This window comes from Thermoanaerobacter sp. A7A, from assembly GCF_000445185.1.
Lineage (GTDB): Bacteria > Bacillota > Thermoanaerobacteria > Thermoanaerobacterales > Thermoanaerobacteraceae > Thermoanaerobacter.
Genome location: NZ_AVAF01000171.1, coordinates 31393 through 55333 on the forward strand (window position 1 = coordinate 31393; position 23941 = coordinate 55333).

At 34.8% G+C, this 23941-nt stretch carries 22 protein-coding genes and 1 pseudogene; 17 read left to right on the forward strand and 6 right to left on the reverse strand.

All coding sequences use genetic code 11. The annotated features are described in order from the left end of the window. The first annotated feature begins 9 nt into the window (after window positions 1-9). From M663_RS0113565 to M663_RS0113575, 3 genes are all read left to right on the forward strand, one after another. Window positions 10-291, forward strand: coding sequence for a type II toxin-antitoxin system Phd/YefM family antitoxin (locus M663_RS0113565; RefSeq protein WP_029689318.1), 282 nt, complete (start codon window positions 10-12; stop codon window positions 289-291). After that, window positions 279-692: a putative toxin-antitoxin system toxin component, PIN family gene (locus tag M663_RS0113570; RefSeq protein WP_004399083.1), complete on the forward strand. Its 414-nt coding sequence runs from the start codon at window positions 279-281 to the stop codon at window positions 690-692. The genes M663_RS0113565 and M663_RS0113570 overlap by 13 nt, the downstream gene beginning before the upstream one ends. A gap of 80 nt (window positions 693-772) precedes the next feature. Further along, window positions 773-2737 (forward strand): stalk domain-containing protein, encoded by a 1965-nt coding sequence (locus M663_RS0113575; protein WP_029689319.1) that lies wholly within the window; start codon window positions 773-775, stop codon window positions 2735-2737. 23 nt (window positions 2738-2760) lie between these two features. On the opposite strand, the gene M663_RS15760 is transcribed toward M663_RS0113575, so the two are convergent. Both M663_RS15760 and M663_RS15765 read right to left on the reverse strand, forming a co-directional pair. After that, window positions 2761-3444, reverse strand: coding sequence for an S-layer homology domain-containing protein (locus M663_RS15760; RefSeq protein ID WP_337954505.1), 684 nt, complete (start codon window positions 3442-3444; stop codon window positions 2761-2763). A gap of 9 nt (window positions 3445-3453) precedes the next feature. Next, window positions 3454-4224 (reverse strand): annotated as a pseudogene (locus M663_RS15765) (polysaccharide deacetylase family protein); the annotation flags it as partial. Window positions 4225-4450: 226 nt separating this feature from the next. Here M663_RS15765 and M663_RS0113590 point away from each other — a divergent pair. The 6 genes from M663_RS0113590 to M663_RS0113615 all read left to right on the forward strand — a co-directional run bounded on the left by M663_RS0113590 (window position 4451) and on the right by M663_RS0113615 (window position 12673). Further along, window positions 4451-6037 (forward strand): DUF4127 family protein, encoded by a 1587-nt coding sequence (locus M663_RS0113590; RefSeq protein WP_029689320.1) that lies wholly within the window; start codon window positions 4451-4453, stop codon window positions 6035-6037. A gap of 213 nt (window positions 6038-6250) precedes the next feature. Beyond that, window positions 6251-8947 (forward strand): S-layer homology domain-containing protein, encoded by a 2697-nt coding sequence (locus M663_RS0113595; RefSeq protein WP_273702753.1) that lies wholly within the window; start codon window positions 6251-6253, stop codon window positions 8945-8947. 166 nt (window positions 8948-9113) lie between these two features. Then, window positions 9114-9944 (forward strand): DeoR/GlpR family DNA-binding transcription regulator, encoded by an 831-nt coding sequence (locus M663_RS0113600; protein ID WP_029689322.1) that lies wholly within the window; start codon window positions 9114-9116, stop codon window positions 9942-9944. Further along, window positions 9910-10839 carry a 1-phosphofructokinase gene (gene pfkB / locus M663_RS0113605; RefSeq protein WP_029689323.1) on the forward strand — a complete coding sequence of 310 codons (930 nt, stop codon included), beginning with the start codon at window positions 9910-9912 and terminating at the stop codon, window positions 10837-10839. Before M663_RS0113600 ends, pfkB begins: the two co-directional genes overlap by 35 nt. A gap of 5 nt (window positions 10840-10844) precedes the next feature. Continuing rightward, on the forward strand, window positions 10845-11291 hold the full coding sequence (locus M663_RS0113610; protein WP_029689324.1) for a fructose PTS transporter subunit IIA: 447 nt from the start codon (window positions 10845-10847) through the stop codon (window positions 11289-11291). 23 nt (window positions 11292-11314) lie between these two features. Then, the gene (locus M663_RS0113615; protein WP_029689325.1) at window positions 11315-12673 is read left to right on the forward strand and encodes a fructose-specific PTS transporter subunit EIIC; all 1359 of its coding nucleotides are present in this window, start codon (window positions 11315-11317) and stop codon (window positions 12671-12673) included. Between the two features lie 201 nt (window positions 12674-12874). Here the strand turns inward: M663_RS0113615 and M663_RS0113625 are convergent, their stop codons facing one another. The 3 genes from M663_RS0113625 to M663_RS0113635 form a co-directional block, all read right to left on the reverse strand. Then, complete coding sequence (locus M663_RS0113625; protein WP_013150970.1) at window positions 12875-13318, reverse strand: PIN domain-containing protein; 444 nt, start codon at window positions 13316-13318, stop codon at window positions 12875-12877. Beyond that, on the reverse strand, window positions 13308-13571 hold the full coding sequence (locus M663_RS0113630; RefSeq protein ID WP_029689326.1) for a DUF6364 family protein: 264 nt from the start codon (window positions 13569-13571) through the stop codon (window positions 13308-13310). Before M663_RS0113630 ends, M663_RS0113625 begins: the two co-directional genes overlap by 11 nt. Window positions 13572-13754: 183 nt before the next feature. Next, window positions 13755-14192, reverse strand: a complete 438-nt coding sequence (locus M663_RS0113635; RefSeq protein ID WP_029689327.1) for an Hsp20/alpha crystallin family protein — start codon at window positions 14190-14192, stop codon at window positions 13755-13757. 163 nt (window positions 14193-14355) lie between these two features. Here M663_RS0113635 and M663_RS0113640 point away from each other — a divergent pair, with 163 nt between their 5' ends. Both M663_RS0113640 and M663_RS0113645 read left to right on the forward strand, forming a co-directional pair. Beyond that, a complete protein-coding gene (locus tag M663_RS0113640) occupies window positions 14356-15264 on the forward strand; it encodes a type II CAAX endopeptidase family protein (RefSeq protein WP_029689328.1) in 909 nt (302 codons plus the stop codon). A 105-nt stretch (window positions 15265-15369) separates the two neighbouring features. Further along, on the forward strand, window positions 15370-16383 hold the full coding sequence (locus M663_RS0113645; protein ID WP_004399054.1) for a LacI family DNA-binding transcriptional regulator: 1014 nt from the start codon (window positions 15370-15372) through the stop codon (window positions 16381-16383). Window positions 16384-16396: 13 nt separating this feature from the next. On the opposite strand, the gene murC is transcribed toward M663_RS0113645, so the two are convergent. Further along, on the reverse strand, window positions 16397-17791 hold the full coding sequence (murC, locus tag M663_RS0113650) for a UDP-N-acetylmuramate--L-alanine ligase (protein ID WP_029689329.1): 1395 nt from the start codon (window positions 17789-17791) through the stop codon (window positions 16397-16399). Window positions 17792-17965: 174 nt separating this feature from the next. Here murC and purR point away from each other — a divergent pair, with 174 nt between their 5' ends. The 6 genes from purR to M663_RS0113680 all read left to right on the forward strand — a co-directional run bounded on the left by purR (window position 17966) and on the right by M663_RS0113680 (window position 23828). Continuing rightward, entirely contained in the window at window positions 17966-18790 is an 825-nt protein-coding gene (gene purR, locus M663_RS0113655; RefSeq protein ID WP_029689330.1) for a pur operon repressor, read from the forward strand. Window positions 18791-18931: 141 nt separating this feature from the next. After that, window positions 18932-19210, forward strand: coding sequence for a septation regulator SpoVG (gene spoVG / locus M663_RS0113660; protein ID WP_004399029.1), 279 nt, complete (start codon window positions 18932-18934; stop codon window positions 19208-19210). 105 nt (window positions 19211-19315) lie between these two features. Beyond that, on the forward strand, window positions 19316-20689 hold the full coding sequence (gene glmU, locus M663_RS0113665) for a bifunctional UDP-N-acetylglucosamine diphosphorylase/glucosamine-1-phosphate N-acetyltransferase GlmU (RefSeq protein ID WP_029689331.1): 1374 nt from the start codon (window positions 19316-19318) through the stop codon (window positions 20687-20689). A gap of 5 nt (window positions 20690-20694) precedes the next feature. After that, window positions 20695-21645, forward strand: a complete 951-nt coding sequence (locus tag M663_RS0113670; protein WP_029689332.1) for a ribose-phosphate diphosphokinase — start codon at window positions 20695-20697, stop codon at window positions 21643-21645. A gap of 84 nt (window positions 21646-21729) precedes the next feature. Further along, entirely contained in the window at window positions 21730-22413 is a 684-nt protein-coding gene (locus M663_RS0113675; protein ID WP_003867604.1) for a response regulator transcription factor, read from the forward strand. A gap of 2 nt (window positions 22414-22415) precedes the next feature. After that, a complete protein-coding gene (locus M663_RS0113680) occupies window positions 22416-23828 on the forward strand; it encodes a HAMP domain-containing sensor histidine kinase (protein WP_029689333.1) in 1413 nt (470 codons plus the stop codon). The last annotated feature ends 113 nt before the right edge of the window (window positions 23829-23941 follow it).

Sequence of the window (23941 nt, forward strand, 5' to 3'; positions counted from 1 at the left end):
TGAAAACAAATGGAAGAAGTCATTGGAGTAGACAAATTAAGGCCCAAATTAGGTGAATATTTAGAAAAAGTAGAAAAAGGCGATGTGATAATAGTTTCTTCTCGATCTGAACCCAAAGGAGTTATAATCAGTTATTCTATGTACAATCAATTAAAAGAACTTGAAAAGAAGGCAAAACAATTAGAGATTATGCAAATTTTAAACGAATTTAGAAGTAAAGCCGAAACAGCAGGCTTATCTGAGGAAGACGTACAAAAAGAGATAGAGGAAGCACGAAAATGCGTGCAGTAATTGATACTAATGTTTTAATTTCAGCTTTTATTAGCAAAAAAAGCTATCCTGCAAAAGTTATTGATTATTGGGTCTTAAATAAATTTGACCCAGTAGTAAGCAAAGAAATTGTGGAAGAATATGCCAATGTGTTGACGCGAGATAAGTTTGCTGTTTTTGGCACTATTGAGAAAAGACTTGACTTGCTAAATAGGCTTTTATCTTTTGATTGGGTTTTATTTGTATATCCAAAACAAAAAATAGAGGTTATAAAAGAAGACCCAAAAGATAATATTTTCTTAGAGTGTGCTTTAGAAGGAAGTTGTGACTTCATAGTCACAGGTGACAATCATTTGCTTCAACTTAAAGAGTATAAAAATATTAAAATAGTAAAAGCAGAAGAATTTGTAACCATATTGTAATCCTTTTGCAATATAACTGTAACATAAGTGTATTACAATAAATCCAATAAAAAGTAGAGAAACAAAAGAGGAGGAGGCCGATGCGAAGAAAGGGAAAGTATCTGTTCATTTTTTTATTAATTTTTCTAATTTACAGTGGAACATTTGCATATGCGGCTGAAACTTATAACATCGATGGAAAAAACATCTCCTACAATTACCCACCTATAAATATCCTCATAGACGGGGTAAAACAAAATCCGAATATGAAGCCCCTCATGATTGACAATCATGTATTTGTGCCAGTAAGGTTTATTTCAGAAAAAATGGGGGCGCAAATAGGTTATGACAGCACTAAAGTGTGGATTACTTACAATGGAGATAAAATCGTCCTCTATTTTTACAAAGACACTGCCTATGTAAATGACAAGCCTGTAAAACTTGACTCATCTGTTAAACTTGTAAACTATGGCTATACATATGTCCCATTGCGATTTATAAGTGAAGCTTTCAAAAATAACGTCAATTGGGATGAAAATACAAACACTGTGTATATAGACAGTAAAACAGGGACAGACACGCAAATTGCTTCTGCAAAATTGAGTGATCAAAGTTCAAATACTACCAAGACTTTCCAATCTAATTTAAACAATACTTCCACAAATCAAAATACACAAGATACCTCTGTCAAACCGTATACTGTAGATAGTATAGGATTTACTAATATGAATGATGCAAGAAGTGTAATTATTTTAACTCAAGATTCTAACTATAACATTTCAAAATCGCCAAATAAGGACGCAATTTTTGTAGATCTAAACAATGCAGTTTTAAAAAATGGAGTATATGGATTTGCCCTTGATGATAAAGTTGTAAAAGGTGTTATTCCGACACAGCTTACTCCTAACACGGTGAGAGTAATTATTACCTTGAGCAGTGATGCTGATTATTCCGTAGCGCAACAGGATGGCAAATTGATAATTAACATACAACCGATTATTACAACTCTACCTTCCTCTTTAATGGTAAACGCTGATGTAGTAAATATACGGACAGGCCCAGGTACACAGTATGACATTATAACGCAGGTCAATAACGGGGACATATTAAGTGTAATTAACAAATCAGGCGATTGGTATAAAGTCAAACTTCAAAACGGAGTAGTAGGCTGGATTGCAGGATGGCTTACAATTGCATATAACAATCCTAATCAAGTAGCGAGTGATATTTCTAATTTTGATAGAAGGACGCTGACAGCTGGTGGCAGTCAATCTTCAAGAGGAAATATCGGTCAAGCTCTTACGTCTTTACCCTATGCAGGAAAAGGAGTATGGTACAGTATATATTCTACGATGCCTACTGCAAATGATTTAAGCCGCTTTGTAAATGCCAGAGTAACTCATATTTACCTTGAAGTTGCTACATCAAAAGCGGGATTTCCAGACAAATGGAAAAAATGGCTGGATGACTTGCTTCCTGCTGCACATAGAGCTGGAATAAAGGTTATAGCATGGGTGTACACAGACTTAAAAGACACCACATATGATGCATCTTTGACGGCTCAAGTTGCCAACTATGTTACCCCAAGTGGTTATCGCGTAGATGGGATTGCTGCAGATATAGAAGAATTGCCTCAAAAAGATCCAGTTACAGCTTCAAAGATGGTAGAAGACTATGCAACACAAACTTTAAAAAATTTACCTGCAGGAATGCCTTTTATCGCGATCACTTATCCGCCTCAATACAGACCTAACTACCCTTATGCTACAATGGCAAAATATTTTGATGCAATTGCTTTAATGGACTACTGGCACGTATCAAGCGCAAACTACACTTATGATGATGCAAAAAATTTTGTATCTGATTCCATTAAAAAAGTACAATTTTTAGCAGGAAACAACGTCAACATAGAAGTCATTTTGCACGGTTATGATGACGGCTATGGACTTCCCTCTGTAGATGAATTAAGGGGTGCTCTTGATGCTTCAAAAGATGCAGTTGGATATTCAATATATACTTGGAATACACTAAATGATGAATTAAAAGACGTATTTGCTAATTATTAAAAATGAAGGAGTGGCTTTTTTCGCTACTCCTTCACTATTTTATCTAATAGTACTGCTGCTTCTTCTCGGGTCAAAGGCTTTTTAGGATAAATGTATATTTTACCATCTATATTGGTACCAGATATTAAATTATTCTCATAAGCTTTTTTAATGAAATCATATGCCCATGGTGAAATGTCATTTTTGTCTGCAGGATCAAAAAAGGCAAAATCAACATTCTCTTCTGGCTCATAAAATTTCATAATAACGCTAATGGCTTCTTCTCGCGTTATGGGATTATGAGGTTTAAAAGAGTTATCCTCGTATCCTTCCATAATTCCATTATTTACTATATTTGCAATAGGTTTATAATACCATGCATTTTGAGAAACATCTTTGAAGGAAATTTCTTGCTGCAATGTCGGTTTATCTTTTAAAAATGCTCTGTCTATCAAAGAAGCAAATTCTGCTCTAGATATAATTTTGTTTGGCCTAAAAGATCCGTCTTCATATCCTGCAAAAATCCCTTTTATTACCGAACTAAGTATATTCTTTTCAGACCACATATTTTTAATATCCCAAAAGGGAATAAACCCTGTATCCTTACTCAACTTATTTATTTTTTCAACAATGTCTTGACCTGTATCGGAATCCTTCACAGTAATTCTTTTTAATTTCATAATATTATCGCCATAATAATTTACTCCTTCTTTAGTGCTAAATGCCATCTCAAAACCTACTTTTTTTGCTATCTCGTCGCTTATTTCATTTCCTGAACCAAAAGGATATGCTAAACATATAGGCGCTTTACCTATTTTTTCTTTAATTATTTCTCGTGAGCGCAAGAAATCTAGATAAAGCCTTTCTTTATACTGTTCCATTGTTTCAAGATGTCCATCAATGATTACAGGTCCCATTACCATTGGGATTTTCTTAAAATCATTTGACCTGTAACCGTGGAGGTCATATGTGTGACTCTCAATCTCTATTACTCCGCTGTCTGCCATTTCTTTTGCTTGTTGCTACGTAAAATGCGGTATAACAACTTCGGGTTTTTGCTTGTTTACTTCATCTGGCACATAACTTACTATAATATTTATTTCAGCTTTCATTCCTAATTTTTTAAGTATAGGATATGCATACGTGTAATTGCTTAAATATCCGTCATCAAAAGTTATTACAATAGGTTTTGGTGGCAAAGGCTTGTTGTACAGTACAAAATCTCTGAGCTGTTCTAAAGTTATAGTGTGATATCCTGCCGCTTTAAGGTAAAGCATTTGCTTTTCAAATCTTTCTGGGTCGATTATCACACCACCATACTTTTTAGAATCAAATGTACCTTCTTTTTGAAGGTGATGGTACATTAAAACAGGCACAAATGGCTTTTTAGATTGTGCCTTTGAATGTAGCACTGGAATTGATACAGCAAGTACAATTGTTACCATGATTGTAAGGATGATTAACGCTTTTTTGCTCATGTTTTCCAACCTCTCACACAAATTTATCATAAATATATCACATAATTATCACAAATATGTTACAAAAAAGTTAACAAAACATTAAATTTTTTATAAAAGAAATATTTGTAATTATGAGCCAAGTTTTCTTTTTCTGTAATTATGAGGAGTGCAAAGTACTCAGAAGAATCCCCAAGCCCAAAAAAAGATTATAATAAAATGAAAATTCCCTTTTGTTATGGTATAATTTATACAAAAAGACAAGCAGGAGAAGGATATGTTTAAAAAAGCTTTGTGGTTTGTACTGACTTTATGTATATTTTCCTTGCCAGCTTCTACTTACAATGAAAAATTTACAATGCCAAAAGACGACATAATTTTTATTCCTCTTGACAGCCGGCCTGTAAATACCCAAAATGTAAGCCTTCTGACAAATATGTGGGGGAAAAACTTGATTTTGCCTCCACAAAATGTACTTGATGACTACACAAAGCCGGGAAACTTTGAAGGGCTTAATGAATGGCTTAATGAGGTTATTCCTAGAAGTAACGTTTATGCTGTTGTAATATCACTGCAACAGTATTTGAATGGAGGCCTTATAGCATCCCGTGATATCAAAAACTATAAAGATTATGAAGAAAGACTTTCGCTACTTTACAAATTTTTGACAGAGAATGAAATCAAAAATATAATCATATTTTCAATAATACCTCGCCTTACACCTACACAATTTTCCGACTACCAGTATGTAAAATACAGTGACAGACTAAAAGAATTTTCAGAGTTAACTGATAAAGTGGACCTTTTTAACCAAGAAAAGGATAAAGCCGGGCTTGAAAAAATAAGAAAAAGCATACCACCTGATGTGCTTACTAAGTACACTGAACTTTTTGAGTTAAATAAAGAAATAAATGAAAAGCTCATTGATTGGACAAAAGAAGGATATATAAAAACATTAGTAATAGGCATTGACGACACACAGAAGTTTAGCATGTCAAATATGGTGGCGCGAAAACTTAACCAATATGCGAAAACACAGCAAATATCGAATAAAGTATACGTACTCCATGGCGCTGATGAAATTGGCATGGAGATAACGGCAAGGCTTGCAAATGAGTACTACAAGCAAATTCCTCGTTTTAATGTCGTTTATGACGTAAAAGACCCTGATAAAGTTATTTTGCCTTATGAAGGAGCAGACCTTAAGAAAATTGTAGAAGAAAAAATTAATTTTATAGGAGGAAAAACCGATTCAAGTGGCGAATGTATATTATATGTCCATACACATGAAAATTTAGGAATAAAAAACGACATACAAAAATATAAAAATAACGGACAAATTTTCGGAATAGCAGATGTTGCATATGTTAATATGGCGGATAAAAAGCTAATCAACGTGCTCTTTGACTTAAATCCCTTAAGCTTTCTCTATGCTGGCTGGAATACTCCCAGCAACGCAATAGGGACAGTTATATCTGAAATGTCTTTAAAAATGGTCCTTGACAAAAGCATACTTCCTTCTTACAAAGAAGAAGATGCTATAAAAAGTTTTATAGCTTTTTCCTTTATACGTTATGCGGATGACTTTGCCTATCAAGCTGATGTAAGAAATAAAATGTACAAATGGGCAGAGTCAAACCACATGGCAAAAGATAACATAGACAAAAAAACTGCAGATAAAGAACTTTCAATAAAGATGAAGCCCCTTATTAATACAATAAAGGGAAAATATGTTGGAGAAATAGTAAAGGCGGGAAATAGTTCTGTTGGCATAAAAGATATAGAAGTAAAAGTGAGATACCCTTGGAACAGAATGTTTGAAATAGAAGTTTTACCCAAAATAATATTACAACAGGGTTCGTAATGTTAAATTAATATTACAGAAATATTACAAATTGGTAACATTTATTGACTCATTAAATACCTGATGCTATAATATAATCAGGTTGTTTATCCAAAACATACTACATGCTCTAAAATGTACTTACATAGGTAAAAAATTTTTGAAAGGCATTATGCCTTTCAAAACAAAAAATATAAAAATTAAAATACAAATACAAGGAGGAGGATTGACTGTATGAAGAACCTCAAAAAGTTAATAGCAGTGGTTCTCACATTCGCATTGGTGTTCAGTGCGATGGCAGTAGGTTTTGCTGCAACGACACCGTTCACCGATGTGAAAGATGATGCACCTTATGCATCAGCAGTGGCTCGTCTGTATGCTCTAAACATTACAAATGGTAATACAGACGGCACATATGGCGTAGATCAGCCAGTTACAAGAGCCATGATGACTGTTTTCGTAAACAGATTATCTGGCTACAGAAATTTAGCTGAAATGGCTAAAAATGATGCACCGGCTTTCAAAGATGTTCCAAAGAATTACTGGGCAATTGGTGACATCAACTTGGCAGCAAAACTTGGCCTTACACATGGTGTAGGCAATGGCATGTTTGCTCCAGAAGAAAAAGTAACATATGCACAAGCTCTTGGCTTCATGCTCAATGCCCTTGGCTATAAGAATCTCTCATGGCCATATGGCGTTGTTGCTCAAGCACAAAAACTCGGTCTGACAACGGGTATAAATCGTGGCTTCAATGATGTGATAAACCGTGGCGATCTTGCAATTATAATGAACAGGGCTTTAGATTGTACTGTTGTAAGTTATGATGCAAACGGGAACATTGTAGTAGATCCTAATACAGGATTGCCAAAGGGACAAACATTGTTGGCATCAGGTTTAACATATCTTGGATATACCCAAATAACAGGTGTAGTTACAAATGTAACTGCAACACAGGCTACAGTGGGTTCAACGACTGTTAATGTTGGTTCTGTTGACTTTAAGTCATTGATAGGACAAAATGTAACGGTTTATGTGAAAAACGGTACTGCACTTATAGCGGTTCCAACTGGCAATACAATAATCACAACAACACAAATTACTAATAGTACAGTAGCTGGAACAATATACTATGTTGCATCTGATAATACAGTAAAAACGATACCTGTAGCAGATAACAATGTAGTGATCTACAATGGCCAAAATATAGGTAAATTATCTGACAGTGTTAATAACAAACCCAATGTGACTACGATAGCAAATTCCTCAGCAACCTTAATTGACAATAACAATGATGGCAAGGTTGAATATATCATTGCAACTGGATATGCTGCTCCTGAAAAGATTAGATTTATTGATGCAACAAATAAGGTAGTATATGCTAATGGCACATACAATTTGGGAGCTGCGAATGTAACTTACACAATTACGAAGAATGGAAAAGCAGCAACATTTGCTGATTTAGCAGTTGGAGATGTGATTCAAGTAGCAGCATCACCTGATGGAACGATCTATCAAATACTTGCATCAAGTAACACAGTGACAGGCAAAGTAGTAGAAGTAAAACCATTAACCAAGACTATTAAATTGGACAATGGCGTAGAATATGGATTTGCAACAGGGGCACAAGTATCTACCAGTTCCTTTACAGCGGGTAATACTTACACATTGTATCTTGACAGCAATGGCAAGATATATGATGCGAAGTTGGTAACAGCAACCTATGCTGCTAATTATGCATATGTAGTAAATAAAGGTAAAGTAACAGATGCATTTGGCAATGCAACATACAAATTCCAAATTGTCAAGCCGGATGGAACCACAGCAGTATATGATTTAGTAGATAATGTAACAGCTTATAATGGAACAACTGTATCTACTAATGTTTACAACGATATTTGGTCAGTTACTACAGTACCAGCACCAATCACATATGATGTAAATGCTAATGGTCAGTTTACAAATGTATCGCCAGTAACATTGCCTGTTTCTGGCAGTGCTAGTGTAGATCAAACGAACAAGACTCTTACTATTGGAACAACCACTCAGAACCTACCATACGGGTATTACGGAGAACCGGGTAAAGTGTATGTAGACAGCAGCGGCAGGGGATTAATTAAGGGTAATATCAACCGCAAAGGAGAGAAAATTTACCATATTCCTGGAGATCCATGGTATGACAAAACAAAAGCGCAGGTATGGTTTAAAACAGAGGCAGAGGCGCAGGCAGCAGGATTTAGACCGCCGAAAACGAACAAGACTCTTACTATTGGAACAACCACATACTATGTAACAGACAGTACAGTAATTTATCAAGTATATAATGGTACTGTAAAACCGATTAAATTTGCTGATATAGGAACAGGTAACAAAGCAGTTAAACTTTCCACAACAGGTTCATTCAACCAAGTACAATATCTGCAAGTGAATGATGCAATAGCTCCAATAACAACTGGAACAGTTGGTGTATACGAAGGATATGCATTAGTTGCTGGCGGATACAAACTTTATGTAAATGTGAGTGGAACAGATACTGCTTATACAGTATTAACTAGTGCACCACCTACAACAGCTCCATTTGCATATGGGGATATCATTACCTTTGGTGTAGATTCTAATGGAAATGCAACGAATCCTGCAAAAGTTGATGTAACAACATTAGTAAATGGTGAAGTATATGCAATTAGCAATACATTCATCAATATTGGAGGAACTGTAAAACCATTAGATCCAGCAGTTAAGATATTTAAACTTGTGAAAGATACAAGTGGTAACGTAACGGGTGTGACAACAGCAAGCTTTGGTGAAATAGTGCCGCAACAAACTGGTACTGATGCTAATGGTAATACAATTGTATATGTACATGGCTCAAATGTTAATGCATATGTTGATGCTACGAGCGGCAAAGTTACTATAATAGTAATTCAATAATTTAGTCTTTAAAGAGTCCTCCTCCTTGGGGGACTCTTTTATTTTCTCTCAAACAGGCATTGCCTGTTTTATTTTTTTGCCTATTGACAAAACAAAAATGATAATATTTAATCAAAATTAAGCAAAATCAATCACATTTGAGCGGGATAATATTGAATGGATGTGAATGAATATGAGTATATCTGATAGGATGTTTGGTGAGGAGAGACGCTTAAAGATTGCAGAAATTATAAGCAAGGATAAAAGTATCAGTGTTTCTGAACTGAGTAAACTTTTTAATGTTTCTGAATCAACAATAAGAAGAGATTTACATGTACTGGAGGAAAAGGGTTTCATACAGAGGACTCACGGTGGTGCAATATTGAATGTTGGCACTCATTATGAGCCTGCATTTTTTGAAAAAGAAGATGTAGAACTTGAGGCAAAAAGGAAAATAGGTAAAATTGCTGCTTCAATGATAGAAGAAGGAGATTCTATAATTTTAGATGCTGGTACGACTACTCTTGAGATTGCGCGAAATCTTAAGAATATGAAACTTACTGTTGTGACAAATTCTCCTCTTATCGCGATAGAGCTTTCAAAATATGAAGATATTGAGCTTATTGTCACAGGTGGTATACAGAGATGGAGGACTAAGGCTTTAGTTGGTCCTATTGCTGAAATGGTGATAAAGCAGTTTAAAGTTGACAAAGCCTTTATAGGTACAAATGCTATATCTTTTGAGGATGGTCTTATGACTCCAGACTTAATTGAAGCCAATACAAAAAAAGCGATGTGTGATGTGGCAAGTGAAGTTTATATAGTAGCAGACCACACTAAATTTGGGAAAAAGTCTTTTGTCAAATTTGCAGATATAAAAGACATTACGGCAATAATAACAGATGATGAGGTTGATTATGAGATAGTGAGAAAATATGAACAGGCAAATATAGATATAGTAAGCTTTGGAAAGGATGAAAATAATGATAACAACAGTAACGGCGAATCCAGCAATTGACAGGACAATAATTGTTGAGGATTTGAAACTTGGTTATGTAAATAGGGTAATTCGAACAAGAGTAGATGCTGGGGGAAAAGGTATAAATGTCGCCAAAAACCTTAAAAATTTTGGAGATGATGTTATTGCTCTTGGCTTTATAGGACCGAATGCTAAATATATAATCGATTGTTTAGAAGATGAAGGCATAAAAACTGACTTTGTGAAAATAAAAAATGAGACGAGGACAAATATAAAGATTTCTGATATTTCAAGGATGGAAGTTACTGATTTGAATGAATATGGCCCTTATGTAAGCGAAGAAGAAATGGAGCTACTTAAAAAAAGTATATTTAAATATGCTGAAGAGTCAAAGGTGCTTGTGCTTTCTGGAAGTTTACCACAAGGAGTGCCAAAGACTTTTTACAAAGATATAATTAGAGAAAAAAGCGGTGATTTAAAAATAATTCTCGATGCTGACAAAGAAGCGCTTTTATACGGCATAGAAGAAAAGCCTTACATGATAAAACCTAATGTGCAGGAGTTAGAAGATGTAGTAGGCAAAAAGCTTGAAAGTTTAGAAGAGGTTATTGAAGAAGGAAAAAAGCTGAAGGATTCAGGCATAGAAATAGTTGCAATTTCTATGGGAGGCCGTGGCAGTGTTGTGATAACAAAAGAAGGAATATACAGGGTAATGCCTGTAAAAGTTGAAGTAAAAGGGACAGTTGGAGCAGGAGATGCCTTTGTTGCAGGCTTTGCCCATGGAATATATAAAGGACTTCCCATTGAGGAGACAATAAAAATAGCAGCAGCTTTATCTACCTCAGTTGTCATGAAAGAAGGCACAAGAGCAGGTACTCTTGAGGAGGTAAATATATTAAAGGATAAGATTGAAATAGAAAGGATTAAAAGGTGATGGAAATGGAAATAAAAGATGTATTGAACGAAAAAATGATGGTTTTTGACCTAAAGGCAAAGGACAAAAATGGAGTGTTGGAAGAGTTAGTAAGTGTTTTAAAAGAAAATGGAGTTGTAGATGATGAAGAAGGCTTTTTAGAAGTGGTGAAAAAAAGAGAAGAGGAGTTTTCTACAGGTATAGGTTATGGGGTTGCAATACCTCATGGCAAAAGCAGTCTTGTGAAAAAGCCAGCAATAGTATTTGGTAAGTCTTGCCAAGGAATAGACTATAACTCAATGGATGGCAAACCTGCCCATTTATTTTTCTTAATTGCTGTGCCAGACAACTCTGATGAGTTACATCTTAAAGTTTTGGCTGAGCTTTCAAGGTCTTTAATGCATAAGGAGGTGAGAGAAGAGTTAGAAAAAGCTTTGACACCTGAGGAAGTCATAAACGCTTTTAATAAGTAAATTTTTAAGAGAGGGGATTAATTATGAAAAAGGTAGTTGCTGTTACAGCCTGCCCTACAGGTATTGCTCATACCTATATGGCGGCGGAAAATCTTCAGATGGCAGCCAAAGAAATGGGAGTAGACATAAAGGTAGAGACTCAAGGGTCAATAGGTGCAGAAAACCAGCTTACTGAAGAAGATATAAAAGCTGCTGATGCTGTCATAATAGCAGCTGCGACAAAAGTTGATAAATCAAGATTTGCCGGTAAACCTGTACTTGAGGTACCAGTTGAAGATGCTATAAAGGATGCAAAAGGACTTATTGAAAAGGCTCTTAAGATGGAAAAGCCAAAAGATTATGTAGAAAAGGTAGAAGAAATTCATAAAGAAAGGTCAGCGCAAAGGACAGGTGCCTACAAACACCTTATGACAGGTGTTTCCTACATGATACCTTTTGTAGTTGCAGGTGGTATTTTAATTGCACTTTCCTTTTTCTGGGGATATAAAGCCTTTGAGGTAGAAGGAACTCTTCCTTGGGCTTTGATGAAAATTGGCGGTGGTTCAGCTTTTGCATTGATGGTGCCGATTTTGTCTGGCTATATAGCATTTTCTATTGCAGATAGGCCTGGTCTTGTTCCCGGTATGGTAGGCGGTATGCTGGCAGTATCCACTGGGGCAGGATTTTTAGGCGGTATCATTTCAGGATTTTTGGCAGGATATACGATAGTTTATCTGAAAAGGTTAATAAAGCTTCCTAAAACATTAGAAGGTTTAATGCCAATACTCATATTGCCGGTATTATCGACTTTAATAGTAGGACTTTTAATGATATATGTAATTGGTTCTCCAATGAAAGCCATAATGACATCTTTGACTGCCTGGCTTACTGGGATGAGTTCTACAAATGCAGTGATTTTTGGAGCAATATTGGGACTTATGATGGCTTTTGATATGGGTGGTCCTGTAAACAAGACAGCTTATACTTTTGCAACAGGTCTTTTAGCATCAAATGTTTTTGCTCCAATGGCAGCGGTCATGGCAGCAGGCATGACACCTCCTCTTGGACTTGCACTTGCAACTGTTCTTTTCAAGAATAGATTTACAAAGGAAGAGATAGAAGCAGGTAAGGCTGCATGGGTTTTAGGGGCCTCCTTTATAACAGAAGGTGCTATACCATTTGCAGCAGCAGATCCCTTCAGGGTAATACCTTCTATAATGGTGGGCTCTGCTGTGACAGCCGCTCTTTCAATGCTTTTCCACATTGAACTTCGAGCTCCTCATGGGGGAATATTTGTAATACCGATAGCTGTGTCAAATCCTCTTCTTTACATTGGAGTAATAGCAGTTGGTACAGTAGTTACTGCTCTTATGATAGCAGTGCTTAAAAAGAAAATTGACTAAAAAATTGGGGTAAGCAAGAGCTTGCCCCTAATTTTTTATTTGCATACAGTTTAGGTATAAATGAGAACTTTAATTATTTCTAGATGACAGTGTAAGGATGCGATATTGCTACGAGAAGCATTAGCAAGATATAAAGGTGAAGAGCTTAGAGAGAAAGAAAGTGAAGCTTGGTCAAGTGCGGTGATGGAAAAATAGGAATACTCAAAAGTCATTGCCTAAGGAAAATGGATTTTGTACTTTTACTTTGCTAAAATACTGGCCTGAATTTAAATCTTCGCTCCATATTATATTACAATCCAGGTTTATTGCACTAACGATTATAAGCGAATCCCAGAAAGAAATCATGTAGCGTTGTGAAACTTTAATTGCGTCAAGTATATCTTCAAAATCTATTATATTTAGTTTCCAACTCTTAAAAGCTGAAATAATTTCTGCTGCTTCAGCTGGAATCAAAGGTTTTTTTACTTTTCTTGTAATTGTTACATAAAATTCTTGAAGCACTTGTGTGCTTAAGCATCCATTTCTTTCATACCATAATTCTTTTAGTAGTTCTTTTGCAATTTCATGTTTTTTACCAGCAGATACATCATGAGCGTAAACTAAAATATTTGTATCAATGAACTGCAAATTTCTATTATCTTTCATATAAATCTTCTCTCCTCCAGGTAACTTTTCCCTCTGTACCTAAATCAAAACCTTTTTCTAATATTTTTATATGATATAATCTAGCATTTTCATAGGAGTCTTCTTTTTTTACTATTTCTTCTAGCGTGTCTGTTAAAAGCCTAGATACAGATGTATTTTTATCTATAGCTATATGTTTTATCCTTTGTAATAAATTTTTAGGTAAAGACAATGTGATGTTCTGTGTTTCTATTTTTTGCCTTTCTCTATTCATAATATCACCTCCACGTAATTTAGTATAACACATTTTTACGTGTAAATCAATTGTTATGTTAACAAATGCATAGATATAAGCCAAGGAAAATTTATATGGTAAAGAACGTATAGGTACAATTATAGAGAATGACAAAGAAAGCAAATAGAAATAAAGAAATTGGGTAAAAACTTACCCAATTTCTTATTCTATATCTATTTTTCTTCCCTTTGGCTTACTTGGATGTAATTTTGGCATTGTGATTTTGAGGATGCCATTTTCAAATTTAGCAGTGGTTCTTTCAGGGTCTACTTCTGCTGGTAGTTCTATTCTTCTGGCAAAACTTCCGTAATATCTTTCTCTCATGTAATAATTTTTATCTTCTCTTTCTTCGTCTACTGTGGTTTGCCCTTTTATTTCCAGTATATTGTCATAAACATTTATTTCAATGTCTTTTTTGTCAACACCAGGCAGTTCAGCAGTTGCGACTATTTCTGTTTCAGATTCGGTGATGTCTACTCTTGGTCGAGAAAATAGACCTGAAAAAGATGGAAAGTTAACGTCTAAAATACTTGGCAAATTTTTGAGATTGATGTCAAATGGCCAATCCCACCAATCACGTCCTCGCCTCATAAGGCTCATTTACATCACCTCCATATTTTTCTATTATTTATTATATCACATTAATTGAAATTTTCAATTATTAGGTTTCACAAAATCCTCACATTTAATTCTTACTTTTTTATTCTTTTTATGTTAAAATCTATAAGGGTGAAATTGACGATGTAAAAAAGGAAGTGATTAAATGCGACCAGATGAAAAAGATGTAAGTAAGTTGTACTTTTTTGTCATGTTACTTCTCATAACAGTGGGATATTTGGTGCAAAAGGCTTCTTTATATATAGGTATACTAATCACAGAATTTTTTCTTGTTTTACTGCCTGTTATTCTTTACCTTCTTTTTAAAAGATATGATGTAAAATATGTTTTAAGGTTAAATCCTATAAAGGGTGATCAAGCTTTTTTAGTGATAATAATAGCTGCTTTAGGTTGGATAGTATCAGGTTTTTTTGCACTTTTAACAAATTACTTTCTATCTAAATTAGGTAAAATTCCGGTTATGCCAATACCTGCAGCTTCCAATACACAAGAACTTTTTATGCAAATTCTAATATTTGGAGCTGTAGCTGCCTGCTGTGAAGAAATATTTATGCGAGGACTTGTTATGAGAAGTTTTGAAATGAGAGGTTCTATAAAGAGTATTTTTATAACCGCTATATTCTTTGCAATGCTTCATTTAAATGTGCAAAATTTTTTAGGTATACTTTTTCTCGGTAGTTTATTGGGATATGTGGTGTATAGAACTAATTCCATATATGGAGGAATGATAGGCCATTTTACAAATAACACTATTTCTGTATTGTTATCCTATTTTATAGCACAACAAAACTTAGGAAAAGCAACTCCATTACAACAGGTAGATATTCCATTTATTGTTGTCATTGGTTATGGGATTTTTGCATTATTTGCTGCTATTCTTTTGTATGTGCTATTGAGATATTTGAAGAAAGTAACTGACCCATATGTTATTCGCGGTATTACAAAGTTAAAAGAAGACTTATATATTTTCTTGCATTGGCCTGTACTTTTATCAGTGTTAGTATTTTTGTATAGAATTACTGAACAGATATTAAAAATAGCTGGGGTTATATAAAGAATGCTTAAAAGAAAATGAAAACTGTTGACGTAAATAAAAGAATAGGATAGAATAATAAATAGAAGAAATGCAATCGGTTTCATTTTAAAGGTGGTGATATACATGAATGTAACGATTAAAGATGTGGCAAAGAGGGCAAATGTTGCTCCTTCTACTGTATCGAGGGTTATTGCTGATAATCCGCGTATAAGTAAAGAGACAAAAGAAAGAGTTTGGAAGGCGATGGAGGAATTGGGGTATTATCCAAATGCCATTGCCAGAAGCCTTGCAAGTAAAGTGACAAATACTTTGGGACTTATAATGCCTCGCTCCACAGAAGAAGCTTTTTCAAATCCTTTTTTCCCAGAAGTTATGAGGGGCATAAGTGTTGTTGCCCATAGAGAAAAGTATGATTTGCTTTTGTCGACATCTGGAAATCAAGAAGAGGAAAAAGAAGCGGTTATAAATATGGTAAAAGGCAAACGAGTAGATGGAATAATTCTTTTATCTTCTCGTACAACCGATGAGCTTATACCTTGGCTAAGAGATGAAAAATTTCCTTTTGTAGTAATAGGTAAACCTCTTGATGCTAAAGGTGTATATTGGGTTGACAATGACAATATAGGGGCTTCTAAGCTTGCTACTAATTACCTTATTAAACATGGGCATAGAGAAATTGCTTTTATAAGTGGTTCATTGGAATATGTAGTGAGTTTAGATAGGTTAGATGGTTATAAACTTGCCCTTGAGGAAAATGGAATACCTTTTAAGAGAGAGTTGGTGGAACAAGATGAGTTTTCAGAAGACGGTGGATACAGGGCGATGATGAGAATATTAGAAAGAGAAAAACCTACTGCAGTTGTGGTTACTGATGATGTTATGGCATTTGGTGTTATAAGGGCTGCAATAGATAAAGGATATAGAGTTCCTGAGGATATATCAATAGTAGGGTTTAACAACATTCCCTTGTCAGCTTTTGCAAACCCACCCCTTACGACAATAGATATTTCTACATTTGATTTGGGAATTAAGTCTGCAGAACTTTTGATTGCAAGGTTAAAGCAAAAGGATGTAGACACAGACCACATCATTGTGCCTGTAAAGCTTGTGGAGAGGAAATCTTGTGTTGCAAGATAAAAAGCTGTAGGGTTTACATTCCTACAGCTTTTTTATGGCCTTTTAAAAACGTTTCTCCTACTTCGTAGATATTTCCTGCTCCAACTGTTAATACTAAATCGCCTGCTTTTGCATTTTTATTTAAATACTCAACTATAGAGTCAAAATCTTTTAAGTACAAAACATCCTTTCCTCTTTGAGAGATTAGTTCCACTAAATCTTTAGATGAAACAATTCCTGTGTCTTTTTCTCTTGCGGCGTATATGTCAGCTATTATTATTTTATCCGCATTGTCAAAGGATCCTGCAAAATCATTAAGCAAAGATTTAGTTCTTGAGTAAGTATGTGGCTGGAATATACAAATAATTCTTTTATGAGGATAATTTTTTGCTGCTTCTAAAGTTGCTTTAATTTCAGCAGGGTGATGAGCATAGTCATCCACAATTGTTATGCCATCAACTATTCCTTTTATTTCGAATCTTCTATGAGTGCCTTTGAATTCAGTTAAATAATGAGAAGCTTTTTTTATGTCAATTCCTACAAGGTGACTTACTGCCAAAGCAGCTAAGGTGTTGTAAACATTGTGTTTTCCGGGTATTGATAATTTAAAATTGCCCATATATTCCTCTTTATAATAAACGTCAAAAATTGCACAGCCTTTGTCATCAAAACTTATGTTTTTTGCTTTCCAATCACTATCTTGGTAAATACCATAGGTCACAATGTTTTTATTTAACCCATTTACAACATACATGGTGTTTGCATCATCTTTGCATGCTACCACAAATCCATCTGGTGGAACTAAATTAGCAAATTGCCTAAAAGACTGTTTTATGTTGTCAATATTTTTGAAGTAATCTAAGTGGTCTGAATCGACATTTAGTATAACAGCTATGTAAGGATAAAACTTTAGAAAACTATCTGTATATTCACAAGCTTCTGTGACAAAATATTCACTGTTTCCAACTCTCACATTTCCTCCTATTACATCTACTTCTCCTCCTACTAAAACTGTTGGGTCAAATCCCATACCATCGAGTATTACAGATATTAAAGAAGTAGTAGTTGTCTTTCCATGACTTCCTGCAACAGCAATGCCGTATTTGTATTTTTTCATAATGAGACCTAAAAGGGTAGCTCTATCTATAGTAGGTATATTTAATTCTTTAGCCTTTTGATATTCAGGATTATCTTCATGGATAGCAGCTGTATACACTACTAAATCAGAACCTATGACACTGTTTTCATTGTGAGGTATTGTTATAACTGCTCCTTCTTGTTTTAACCTTTCGATTATATGAGAATTTTTTATATCTGAGCCTGTTACTATATGGCCGTTATTCAAAAGTATATGAGCTAAACCGCTCATGCTTATACCGCCAATTCCTATAAAATGCACTCTTTTAAAGTTTTCAAGATTTATATCCATAGTTTACGCTCCTCTCAGTTCCTATTGTTATTATTGCCTTTTCATGGTTAAAATATGATTAAAGCTTGTCAAAAGCCCCTATATTTATAAAAAAATTATATCACATGTTGCACAAAAGTGAACTTTTAAATATAATTTTGGTATAAAAGTTTGTATGTGCGGAGGTTATTTTTTATGGATAAGTACAAACGGTATGAACGATTGGCAGCAATCGTTAAGATATTTAGTGAAAATCCTAATACACTAATAAATTTGGAGTATTTTATGAATTTTTTTGGTATAGCTAAATCTACTGCCTCGGAAGATATCGATATTTTAAAGAGTGTAATAGAAAAATTTAATTTTGGTAAATTAATTACGCTGCCTGGAGCTGGTGGTGGAGTAAAATACATTCCTATAGCTAATATTAAAAGTTATTTGCCTTTTGTACAAGAAATAAAGGAAAAATTAAAGGATCCGTCGAGAATAATTCCCGGAGGTTTTTTGTACACTGCCGATTTGATTTATTCTCCCAATATTGTAACAAAAATTGGTGAAATTTTAGTATTTCCTTTTTTGGATAAAAACGTTGATGCGATTGTAACTGTGGAGACAAAGGGTATACCTATTGCCTTAATGTGCGCAAGGACGCTTAATGTTCCCCTTGTAATAATTAGAAAAGATAGCAGAGTTACAGAAGGTTCTTTTGTTTCTATTAATTATATTTCTGGGTCTCAAAGACACATACGATCTATGTCTTTGGCTAGAAGGTCTTTACAGAAAGGTTCTAAAGTATTATTGATAGATGACTTTATGAAAGCAGGTGGGACGATTAAAGGTATGATGGAACTTATGGAGGAATTTGACGCTGAAGTGGTTGGTGCAGGAGTTATGATTTCGACGGAAAAACCGGAGAATAAGCTGGTAGATAATTACATTTCGGTTTTCGTGTTAAAAAATATGGAGGAAGAGAAAAATATAATTGACATTGAAATAAGTGATTGGATATTGAAGGATTAAAATGAATAAAATTTTTTAAAAATTTTTCGGAATTTTAGTTTTTCCTGAAGGAAATTTTGATTTTATGGCGAATATTTATTAGTGTAAGAGTAGTTCCGCAAATGCTAACTTAGGGTTTAACTTCAGGAAGGTGGTGAGCTTATGGAAATTACAGACGTAAGGGTGAGAAAACTTAATGAGGAAGGCAAAATGAAGGCTGTAGTTTCTGTAACCTTTGACAATGAATTTGTAGTTCACGACATAAAGGTTATAGAGGGCCAAAATGGGTTGTTTATTGCTATGCCAAGTCGAAAAACTCCCGAAGGGGAGTTTAAAGATATTGCTCACCCTATAAATTCAGACACAAGAAATAGATTACAAAGCGCTATTCTCAAAGAATATGAAAAAGCAAAAGAACAAGAAGCTGCACATAAGGAATAAAAAGGAGCTTGTCTCCTTTTTATTTTTTTGTTGAACTTTGCTGCAATTATAGTTAAAATAGTATAGGGTATGAGAATTAAATTTAGTATAGAGGGTGTGGAAAAATTGGAAGGGCTAGTGACGCTTATTTTAGCGGCGGGTCTTGGGAAAAGAATGAAATCTAAGCATCCCAAGGTGATTCATAAAGTTTGTGGTAAACCGATGATAGAATGGGTAGTAGATGCGGTGGAAAAAATAGGAAGTAACGAAGTAATTGTAGTAGTCGGCCACAAAGCAGAAGAAGTTAAGGAAGTTTTAAAAGAAAGAGTCAAGTATGCTTATCAAGAAGTGCAGTTAGGCACAGGTCATGCTGTGATGATGGCGGAAGACTTACTCCCTGAGGAAGGTAATGTTCTGATTTTGACTGGAGATACGCCCCTTATTACCTCCAATACCTTAAAAGAATTAATAAATTTTCATATTAAAGAGCATAACAGTGTCACTATTTTGTCTTCAGTATTAGAAGACCCTACAGGTTATGGGAGGATAATAAGGGATGAAAGTGGAAACGTTATAAAGATTGTGGAAGATAAAGATGCGACGGAAGAAGAAAAAAGCATCCATGAGATAAATTCTGCCATGTACGTTATGGATATAGCCAAACTAAAAAAGGCGTTAAGAAGGATAACCAATAATAACGCACAGGGTGAATATTATCTGACGGATGCTGTGGAAATTATAAGAGATATGGATGGAAAAATTGGCGCTTTTACTGTACCTTCAGAGGAGATAACGGGAGTAAATTCAAGGGTCCAGCTTTTTGAAGCAGAGAAAATAATGAGAAAGCGGATTAATTATCGTCACATGGAAAACGGAGTAACAATAGTGGACCCTGATACCACTTATATAGGAGCTGAAGTGGAGATTGGAGCAGATACTGTAATATTGCCTGGTTGTGTTATAGAAGGGAAAACGAAAATAGGAAGTGATTGTGAGATAGGGCCTAATTGTAGGATTGTTGATTCAGAAATCGGTGATGGATGTAGTGTCACGTATTCGGTAATACTCTCTTCAAAAATAGGAAATAATGTTAAAATAGGACCTTTTGCCCACATAAGGCCAGAAACTGTGATACAGAGTAATGTCAAAATAGGGGATTTTGTAGAGATAAAGAAGTCAATAATTGATGAAGGGAGTAAAGTTCCTCATCTTACGTATGTGGGAGACGCGGAAGTTGGTAAAAATGTCAATATGGGATGTGGCTCTATTACAGTTAATTATGATGGTAAACAAAAGTACAAGACAGTGATAGGAGATAATGTTTTCGTGGGATGTAATGTAAATCTTGTAGCGCCAGTAAAGATTGGAAATAATGCTTATATTGCTGCTGGTTCAACTATAACAGAGAATGTTCCTGAAGGAGCCCTTGCCATAGCCAGAAGTAGGCAAACTAATAAAGAGGGCTGGGTACAGGAAAGAATAAAAAAAGGGAGGCTTTAAATTAAATGGTAAGATATAATAGTTCTCTAAAAATTTTTTCAGGAAATTCAAATCCTAAGTTAGCCAGTGAAATAGCAGAACATCTTGGACTTAAACTTTGTGATTCAGAAGTAGGGACTTTTAGTGATGGAGAGATAAGTGTAAGGATTGGAGAAAGTGTAAGAGGTGCAAGCGTTTTTGTAATACAGTCAACTTGTGCGCCTGTTAACAACAACTTAATGGAATTATTGATAATGATTGATGCTTTTAAAAGGGCATCTGCGGCTGAAATTAATGCAGTTATACCCTACTATGGTTATGCAAGACAAGACAGAAAAGCAAAGGCGAGGGACCCAATTACTGCAAAGCTTGTAGCTGACCTTATAACTGCAGCAGGAGCCCATAGAGTTGTTACAATGGACCTTCATGCTCCACAAATACAAGGGTATTTTAATATTCCTGTAGACCATCTTTTAGGAGGACCAATACTTGCGAAATATTTTCTTGACAAGGAATTGGGAAATGATGTAGTAGTTGTTTCCCCTGACCATGGCAGTGTGACAAGAGCGAGGTATTTTGCAGAAAAATTGAATGCTCCTCTTGCTATTATTGACAAAAGAAGGCCAAAAGCTAATGTAGCAGAGATAATGAATATAATAGGTGATGTAAGAGGGAAAAAGGCTATTTTGGTAGATGACCTTATTGATACCGCTGGTACTTTGGTACAAGGGGCGGAGGCTCTTCTTGACAGTGGTGCTACTGAAGTTTATGCTTGCGCGACTCATGGGGTGTTGTCAGGCCCTGCGATTGAAAGGCTTAAGGAATCACCAATAAAAGAATTGGTTATAACCGATACAATCCCTCTTCCCGAAGAGAAAAAAATTGACAAAATTAAAGTGAGGTCTGTAGCTCCTTTATTTGCAGAAGCGATTTGGAGAATCCATGAAGGAATGTCTGTAAGTAAATTGTTTGTATAGGCACTTTATGTGCCTTTTTTATATTATTTAAAATTTTATTATGATATAATTTAAGCAAGGAAACTTGAAGTAGAGGGTGATTTTGTGGGAGATAACCGAAAGATTTATGTAGTGGATGATGACAAGAATATATGTGAAATAGTTTCTTTGTACCTTGAAAAAGAGGGTTTTGATGTAGAGCAGATATACGATGGGCAAACCGCACTAAAGAAAATACAAGAAAAACCTCCAAAGCTCGTCATACTTGACATAATGTTGCCAGGAATTGATGGTATAGCTCTTTGCAGAGAAGTCAGAAAATTTTCAAAGGTGCCTATAATAATGCTTACCGCAAAAGGGGATACACTTGATAAGGTATTGGCTTTAGAGATTGGCGCTGATGACTACATCGTAAAGCCATTTGACGGGAAAGAATTGGTAGCAAGAGTTAAAGCGGTTTTAAGAAGATATGAACCGGAAAGTGAGGAAAAACAGGCTGTTTCTTATCCAGAACTTTATGTAAGTTTAAGCGAATATAAAGTTGTTTATAAAGGGCAAAATGTAGATTTAACTCCCAAAGAGTTAGAACTTTTATATTTCTTATGTACACATCCTAACAGGGTTTTCACGAGAGACCAGCTATTAGAAAATGTATGGGGTTATGATTATATGGGAGATAGTCGTACAGTAGATGTTCATATAAAGCGGCTTAGAGAGAAAATGGGAGATGGCCCTAATTGGAAACTTACCACCGTATGGGGTGTAGGTTATAAATTTGAGGTGAACTAAATTTGAGCAAAAATAGACTTTTTAAAAAACTTTTTATAAGCAATATGATTATCATCCTTATTACTTTGTCTATTCTTTCAGGGATGTTTTATCTGATGTTTCAAAACTATTACTTTGCTGACAAAGAAAAAATAATGTTAGAAGAGGCTCAAGAAATAAATGCAATTTTAAATGAATTTGCGGTAGGAGACATAAACATAGATAAATGGAATCAAGAACTAAACGTTGTTACTAGATTGATTAATGCTACTGTATGGATCGTAGATAAAGAAGGGCTAATTTACAGTCAATCACAACAGCAGGGCAAAGCATGGACAGGAGTAAGCCTCAGTAAAGAAGAAATAAAAAGCATTTTAGATGGACAATCTGTTGTAAAAAAAGGATATTTTGGTGGCAAATTCAATCAGCCTGTTTTGACAGTAGGAGTGCCTCTTGTTATAAATGGCCGAATTGAAGGTGCTATATTTATGCATGCTCCTTTGACAGAAATGAATAAAACTATTATTAACATCTTTATTTTAATGCTTTTATCTGGAGGAGTAGCTCTTATAATAGGTTTTGTGCTCATTTCTTATACTTCCAGTAAAATATCTCAGCCTCTTAAAGAGATGAGCTTAGCTGTTCAGCAGGTAGCGAAGGGGAATTTTTCTGCAAGGGTACAACATAAGGAAGAAGATGAAATAGGGGATTTGGCTAAATCCTTTAATATTATGGCAAAAGAATTAGAACAATTAGAAAACATGAGAAAAGATTTTGTGGCAAATGTTTCTCACGAATTGAGGTCTCCATTGACCTCTATACAAGGATATATAGATGGGATATTAGACGGTACTATTCCAAAGGAAAAAGCTTGCGATTATCTTAAAATAGTACAAAAAGAAACACGGAGGATGTCTCGGCTCATAGACGATTTTCTTGAAATGACTAAACTTGAGTCAGGTCAATTTCCACTTAATAAGACTGAATTTGATATAAATGAACTTATAAGACTGGCTGTTATAAAGTTTGAAAAAAGGATAGTTGAAAAAGATTTAGCTGTTAAGGTTGATTTTGAAGAAGACAGACGAATAGTTATAGGGGATAGGGATAAGATAGAGCAAGTTTTGACAAATCTTATAGATAATGCAATAAAGTTTTCTAAAGAAAGGGGTATAATTCATATTTTTACTGAAATAAAAGATGACAAAGTATTCATTACTATAAAAGATAATGGAATAGGTATTTCTCCAGAAGACCAAGAGCATATATGGGATAGATTTTATAAAGCGGACAAATCGAGAGGAAAAGATGGAGCAGGCCTTGGGCTTTATATAGTAAAGCGTATTATAAATGCTCATAACGAGGAAATATGGGTAGAAAGTGAAGTTGGTAAAGGTACAGCATTTACTTTTACTTTGTCGGTGAAAAAATTTTAAAAAATCACAATAAAATATTTACACTTTGTTAACACTTTATTCATAAATAAGGGATACAATAATATTTGAGAGCGACAAATGCCTCTCCTTGACCTCCCTTATCATAGCGGTCC